General features: G+C 74.5%; 6 protein-coding genes. 1 reads left to right on the top strand and 5 read right to left on the bottom strand.

Annotated elements, in window-relative coordinates:
• Positions 1–291: DUF2256 domain-containing protein (locus WCS02_RS15790; RefSeq protein ID WP_340294957.1), on the bottom strand; the 291-nt coding region annotated here is incomplete at its 3' end.
• A gap of 92 nt (positions 292–383) precedes the next feature.
• Here WCS02_RS15790 and WCS02_RS15785 point away from each other — a divergent pair.
• On the top strand, positions 384–812 hold the full coding sequence (locus WCS02_RS15785) for a VOC family protein (RefSeq protein WP_340294955.1): 429 nt from the start codon (positions 384–386) through the stop codon (positions 810–812).
• A gap of 53 nt (positions 813–865) precedes the next feature.
• Here WCS02_RS15785 and ilvC read toward each other — a convergent pair whose 3' ends face one another.
• From ilvC to WCS02_RS15765, 4 genes are all read right to left on the bottom strand, one after another.
• Positions 866–1894, bottom strand: a complete 1029-nt coding sequence (ilvC, locus tag WCS02_RS15780) for a ketol-acid reductoisomerase (RefSeq protein ID WP_340294953.1) — start codon at positions 1892–1894, stop codon at positions 866–868.
• A gap of 90 nt (positions 1895–1984) precedes the next feature.
• On the bottom strand, positions 1985–2497 hold the full coding sequence (gene ilvN, locus WCS02_RS15775) for an acetolactate synthase small subunit (protein WP_340294951.1): 513 nt from the start codon (positions 2495–2497) through the stop codon (positions 1985–1987).
• Between the two features lie 5 nt (positions 2498–2502).
• Complete coding sequence (locus WCS02_RS15770) at positions 2503–4365, bottom strand: acetolactate synthase large subunit (protein ID WP_340294949.1); 1863 nt, start codon at positions 4363–4365, stop codon at positions 2503–2505.
• Positions 4366–4575: 210 nt separating this feature from the next.
• Positions 4576–6607, bottom strand: a 2032-nt coding sequence (locus WCS02_RS15765) for a putative bifunctional diguanylate cyclase/phosphodiesterase (RefSeq protein WP_340294947.1), incomplete at its 5' end; no start/stop codon positions are given.

Genomic DNA, 6607 nt, shown 5'->3' with positions numbered 1-6607 from the left:
GGCCGCCATCCGCGCCGGCTCCATGAGCGGGCGCCACGCCGCCTCGTCGGCGCCGCCGACGGCCCGGGCCGCCTCGCTCGGGCACACCGTGGCGGTCGCGGCACGGCGGCCGAGCAGGTCGAGCAGGGACTCCTCCAGCGCGGTGTCCACCGGCTGCAGGCCGCGGCCGCGGCAGCCGTCGGAGCAGTACCGCACCTGGTCCCAGCTGCGGGCCCACTTCGCCCGCCACCCGATGGTCCGGCCGCAGACGACGCAGCTGCGCGGCTCGTGGCCGGGCGGCCACCGGGCCATGGTGCGCGCCCGGCCCTCGGGCCGCGCGCCGGGGCCGTCCAGGGCGGACCGGCGTGACCGGTCCTGTCGGGGGGTCCGGGCATCCTCGCCCCATGCCACCTCGTGCGAGAGCCGTCCTGGACGCCGTCGGCCTGGTCTGCAGCGACCTGCCCCGCTCCGTCGCCTTCTACCGCGCCCTCGGGTGCGACGTCCCGGAACCGGACGGGACCGGCCACCTGGAGGTCGACCTCGGCGGCGTGCGCCTCATGCTCGACACGGAGGACGTCGTCGCCTCGTTCGCGCCGGACACGTGGACCGGCTCCACGGGCGGGCGGCTCGGGCTGGCTGCCCGGTGCGAGAGCCCCGAGGACGTCGACGCCCTCCACGACCTGCTCGTGCCGCTCGGCCAGGGGTCGCACCTGGCGCCGTTCGACGCCTTCTGGGGGCAGCGCTACGCGAGCGTCCTCGACCCCGACGGCTCGTCGGTCGACCTGTACGCCGCCCTCCCGGGGGCACCCGTGCTGCAGGTGCCCCCGGGCTGACCGACGGTGGTGCTGGTGGTGCTGGTGATGCTGGTGGTGCTGGCTGCCCCCGCTCAGCGGGCGGCGGTGCCCTCGGTGTAGTCGTCGTCGCCGTCGGACACCCAGGCCATCATCTTGCGCAGCTCGCGGCCCGTGGTCTCGATCGGGTGCTTCTCCTGCTCCTCGCGGAAGCGGCGGAACTCGGGGGCGCCGGCGTCCTGGTCGTCGAAGAACCGCTTGGCGAAGGACCCGTCGACGATGTCGCCGAGGACCTCCTTCATGCGGGCCTTGACGGAGTCGTCGATGACGCGGGGGCCGGAGACGTAGTCGCCGTACTCCGCGGTGTCGCTGACGCTCCAGCGCTGCTTGGCGATGCCGCCCTCGTACATGAGGTCGACGACGAGCTTGAGCTCGTGCAGGCACTCGAAGTACGCGACCTCGGGCTGGTAGCCGGCCTCGACGAGGGTCTCGAAGCCCGCCTGGACCAGCCGGCTGGCGCCGCCGCAGAGCACGGCCTGCTCGCCGAACAGGTCGGTCTCGGTCTCCTCGGCGAACGTCGTCTTGATCCCGCCGGCGCGCAGGCCGCCGATGGCACGCGCGTAGGACAGCGCGAGCGCCTCGGCCTCGCCGCTGGCGTCGGTCTCGACGGCGACCAGGACGGGGACGCCGCGACCCTGCTGGTACTCCCGGCGCACGAGGTGCCCGGGGCCCTTGGGGGCGACCATGCACACGTCGACGCCCTCGGGCGGGGTGATGTAGCCGAAGCGGACGTTGAGCCCGTGCGCGAAGAACAGCGCCTTACCGGGGGCGAGGTTCGGCTCGATCGAGTCGGCGTAGACCTTGCGGGCGACCTGGTCCGGCACGAGCACCATGATCACGTCGGCCTCGGCGGCCGCCTCCGCCGGCGTCATGACCGTCAGGCCCTCGGACTCCGCCTTCTCGCGGCTCGTCGAGCCCTCGGCCAGCCCGACGCGGACGTCGATGCCGGACTCGCGCAGGTTGAGCGCGTGGGCGTGGCCCTGCGAGCCGTAGCCGATGACCGCGACGACGCGGTCCTTCAGCACGTCCGCGTCGGCGTCGGCGTCGGTGTAGATGTGGGCCATCAGGTGGGTCTCCTCCGGGTCGGGTGGTGCGGTGGGGGGTGCGGTCGGGGTGGGGTGCGGCCGGTGCTGAGGCCGTGCTCGGGCCGGTGCTCAGGCCGAGCGCAGCGAGCGGTCGCTGATCGCGCGGCCGCCGCGGCCCAGCGCGACGGCGCCGGACTGCACGATCTCGCGGATGCCGAACGGCGTGAGGACCTCCAGCAGCGCGGCGATCTTGTCCGGGCGCCCCGTGGCCTCGATGGTCACCGCGTCGGTGGACACGTCGATGACGGCGGCGCGGAACAGCGCGACGACCTGGACGACGTCGGCCCGGGTCGAGGCGTCGGCCCGCACCTTGACGAGGATGAGCTCGCGCTGCACGGAGTGCTCCGGCTCCAGCTCGACGATCTTCAGCACGTTGACCAGCTTGTTGAGCTGCTTGGTCACCTGCTCCAGGGGCTGGGACTCCACGTCGACGACCACGGTGATGCGGGACACCGTCGGGTTCTCGGTGGGGCCGACGGCCAGGGACGTGATGTTGAACGAGCGGCGCGCGAACAGCGCGGACACCCGGGCGAGGACGCCCGGCTTGTTCTCGACGAGCACGGACAGCGTGTGGCGGCTCATGGCGCTCAGTCCTCCCGGTCCCAGGTCGGGCTCATGTCGCGGGCGACCTGGATGTCGTCGTTGCTCACGCCCGCGGCGACCATCGGCCACACCATGGCGTCGCGGGAGACGGTGAAGTCCACCACCACCGGCCGGTCGTTGATGGCCAGCGCCTTCTCGATCGTCGGGTCGACGTCGGCAGCGGTCTCGCAGCGCAGCGCGGCGCAGCCGTAGGCGTCGGCGAGCTTGACGAAGTCCGGGATGCGCACCGGCTCCTCGCCCGCCGTGCGGCCGCCCACCTTGCCCGACAGCAGGTCGGTGTTGGAGTAGCGGGCGCCGTAGAACAGCGTCTGCCACTGACGCACCATGCCGAGGCTGGAGTTGTTGATGACGGCCACCTTGATGGGGATGCCGTTGATGGCGCAGGTGGCCAGCTCCTGGTTGGTCATCTGGAAGCAGCCGTCGCCGTCGACCGCCCACACCGTGGTGTCCGGCATGCCGACCTTGGCGCCCATCGCCGCGGGGACGGCGTAGCCCATGGTGCCCAGGCCGCCGGAGTTGAGCCACGTACCAGGCTTCTCGTAGCGGATGAACTGGGCGGCCCACATCTGGTGCTGGCCGACCCCGGAGGCGAAGATCGCGTCCGGGCCGGAGAGCGCCCCCAGCCGCTCGATGACGTACTGCGGGGACAGCGCGCCGTCCTCGGGCTCGTCGTAGCCGAGGGCGTACCGCTCGCGCAGGTCGTCCAGGTACACCCACCACGGGGCCAGGTCGGCCCGGGTGCCAGCGGCGTGCTCGGCCTCCAGCGCGGCGGTCAGCTCGACGACGACCTCGCGGGCGTCACCGACGATCGGCACGTCGGCGTAGCGGTTCTTGCCGATCTCGGCCGGGTCGATGTCGGCGTGGACGATCGTCGCGCCGGGGGCGAAGGAGTCGAGGCGGCCGGTCACCCGGTCGTCGAAGCGCGCGCCGAGGGCGACGATGAGGTCGGCCTTCTGCAGCGAGGTCACCGCGGCGACCGTGCCGTGCATGCCGGGCATGCCGAGGTTGGCGGGGTGGCTGTCGGGCAGCGCGCCGCGGGCCATGAGGGTGGTGACGACCGGGGCGCCGCTGAGGTCGACGAGCGCGCGCAGCGCCTCCGACGCGCGGGCGCGGATGACGCCGCCGCCGACGTAGAGCACCGGGCGGCGGGCGGCCGCGAGCAGCTGGGCCGCCTCGCGGACGCGCTTGGCGTGCGGGCGGGTCACCGGCCGGTAGCCGGGCAGGTCCACCGACGTCGGCCAGGTGAACGTGGTGCTGGCCTGCAGGGCGTCCTTGGAGATGTCGACGAGCACCGGGCCGGGGCGGCCGGTCGAGGCCAGGTGGAACGCCTCGGCGACGACGCGCGGGATCTCGTCGGGGTCGGTGACCAGGTAGTTGTGCTTGGTCACCGGCATCGTCATGCCGGTGATGTCGGCCTCCTGGAACGCGTCGGTGCCGATGGCGGCGCTGCTCACCTGGCCGGTGATGGCGACCATGGGGACGGAGTCCATGTGGGCGTCGGCGATCGCGGTGACGAGGTTCGTCGCGCCGGGGCCCGAGGTCGCCATGCAGACCCCCACGCGCCCGGTCGCGGCGGCGTAGCCCTCGGCCGCGTGCCCGGCGCCCTGCTCGTGGCGCACGAGGATGTGGCGGACCTTCTCGGAGTCCATGAGCGGGTCGTAGGCGGGCAGGATCGCCCCCCCGGGGATGCCGAAGACGACGTCGACCCCGGCGTGCTCGAGGGAGCGGACCAGCGACGCGGCGCCGGAGAGGGTCTCCGGACGGTCGGCGGTCGCGCTCGCGGGGACCGCCGGGCCGTCGCTGGCGGCGCCGGAGGTGCGGGCCTGGGTGGTGCGCACGTCGGTCATGAGAGCTCCTTCGCAGGTCGTGTGGGGCCCCGCCGCCCGGTACCCCGGACACAGGACGACCCCTCGCCCACCGAGGGCTGAGGGGTCGCGCGTCGCGGGGCCGTGGCCAGGGGGCCGGGTCAGGCGACGCGCCTGCCGACTACGAGTACCTCGACGAGGAGGATGCCGTCCCGAGCCACACGTGGACGGTACGCCTGTCCGGGGCGCGCGTCACGACCGGGAGGGGTCCGTCTCGGGATGCGGGACGTCGTCCCGGATACCGGCCAGCTCGGCGACGTCGCTGCCGGTGAGGTCGAGCAGCCGGGGCAGCTCCACGGACACCGGCACGTCCTCGGGCCGGGTCGGCGAGGCGAGCAGGAACCCCTGGGCGACGGTGCACCCCAGGGAGAGCAGGAGCTCGACCTGCGAGGTCTCCTGCACGCCCTCGGCGACCACGGTCAGCCCCAGGTCGCGGCCCAGCGCGACGATCGCCCGCAGCACGACCTGGTCGCGCTCGGAGGTCACGGCCGCGCGGACGAAGGTCTGGTCGACCTTGAGCACGTCGATGGGCAGGCGGTGCAGGTAGGCCAGGGAGGAGTAGCCGGTGCCGAAGTCGTCGAGGGCGACGTGGACGCCGGTGCGCCGCAGCTGGGCCAGCAGGTCGACGGCCGCGTCGAGGTCGCGCAGCAGCAGGCCCTCGGTGACCTCCAGGGTGAGGCGCTCCGGCGGCAGCCCGGTGTCCGCGAGCACCGTCCGCACCCGCTCCACGAGCTCGGCGTCGCCGAGCTGGATCGACGACAGGTTGACCGAGATGCCGGTCGAGCGGCCCTCCGCCCACCACCGGGCGGCCTGCTCGACGGCCCGCACGAGCACCTGGGAGCCGACGCCGATGATGAGCCCGCTCTCCTCCAGGCGCGGCACGAAGTCCGTGGGCGTCACGCCCGACCCGGGCCAGCGCAGCAGCGCCTCGGCGCTGACGACACGGCCGTCGCGCATGTCGACCAGGGGCTGGTAGACCAGCTCGAAGTCGTCGTCGGCCGCGGCCGCGCGGACCCGCCGGTCCATCGCGGACCGGTCCACGGCCGCCTGCAGCTGGTCGGGGTGGCTGAGCACGACCTGCCGCCCGCCCGAGCGCTTGGCATCGTACATCGCCAGGTCGGCGTCGCGCAGCACGGTGTCGGCGTCCTCGCCGGGCCGGGCGACGGCGATCCCGACGCTCGCGGCGACCCGCACCCGCCGGGAGCCGACCGCGTACGGCGCAGAGATTTCCTCCAGCACCCGGCCGGCGAGCGCGCGCACCTGCTCCTCGCGGTCGTCGCAGACCACGACGGCGAACTCGTCCCCGGACAGCCGGCCGACGGTGTCGGCGTCGCCGACCGCGAAGCGCAGCCGGCGGGCGGCGGCCACGAGCAGCCGGTCCCCCACCGCGTGCCCCTCGGTGTCGTTGACGGCCTTGAACTCGTCGAGGTCGATGAACACCACCGAGGTCGGGGCGCCCTGGTCGAGCCGCTCGGCGAGGGTCCGGCCGAACCACCACCGGTTGGGCAGGCCGGTGAGCGCGTCGAGGCGGGCGCGTCGCTCGAGCTCGCGCTGCATCCGGACCCGCTCGGACACGTCGCGCATGACGATGGTGAGCCCGCCCGGGACCGCGGCGGTGTCGTGCGGCTGGACCCGGAGCTCGACGTGGCGCCAGCCGCCGCCGGCGCGCGCCACCCGGACCTGGTCGACGACCTCCACGACGGGCGCGGTGACCGAGCGGGCGCGGCGCAGCGCCCCCTCCAGGTCGGCCCGGTCGGCGGCGTGCGCCAGCCCGACGAGGCGGCGGCCCTCGAGGTCCTGCGGCGGCACGCCGAGCACCGAGCGGGACGCCGGGCTGACGAAGCGGGCCACGCCGTCGGCGTCGCAGACCACGACCACGTCGGTGGAGCCCTCGACGATGGTGCGGTAGCGGGTCGAGGTGTCGTGCAGGCGCCGGGCCAGGCGCGACTGGTCGCGCAGCAGGAGCGCCACCTGGGCGATGACCGCCGCGACGAGGGTGAGCACGAGCAGGACGAGCTCGGGCCGGACGCGCCCTGCGAGCGACCCGCTCAGCGCCAGCACCGCGACGACGACACCGGCCGCCGCCGCGGGCAGCCAGGTCCCGGACTCCTCCTGCAGCAGCGGCACGCCGGGGTCCGAGGCCCGGGTGCGGCCGACCCGGGCGCCGTCGGCAGGCTCCTGCTCCGGCGGGCCCGCCTGCGCCGGCTGCCCGGCGACCACCGGG

The sequence above is a fragment of the Aquipuribacter hungaricus genome (assembly GCF_037860755.1).
Taxonomy (GTDB): domain Bacteria; phylum Actinomycetota; class Actinomycetes; order Actinomycetales; family JBBAYJ01; genus Aquipuribacter; species Aquipuribacter hungaricus.
Note: the sequence above shows the minus strand (reverse complement) of the source record. Positions and strands in the feature narration are given on the sequence as shown.

What these genes read in the sequence shown, in the direction of transcription:
- ilvN (WP_340294951.1), bottom strand. Translation starts at nt 2,497, where the DNA reads ATGAGCCGCCACACGCTGTCCGTGCTCGTCGAGAACAAGCCGGGCGTC.
- WCS02_RS15770 (WP_340294949.1), bottom strand. Translation starts at nt 4,365, where the DNA reads ATGACCGACGTGCGCACCACCCAGGCCCGCACCTCCGGCGCCGCCAGC.
- WCS02_RS15785 (WP_340294955.1), top strand. Translation starts at nt 384, where the DNA reads ATGCCACCTCGTGCGAGAGCCGTCCTGGACGCCGTCGGCCTGGTCTGC.
- ilvC (WP_340294953.1), bottom strand. Translation starts at nt 1,894, where the DNA reads ATGGCCCACATCTACACCGACGCCGACGCCGACGCGGACGTGCTGAAG.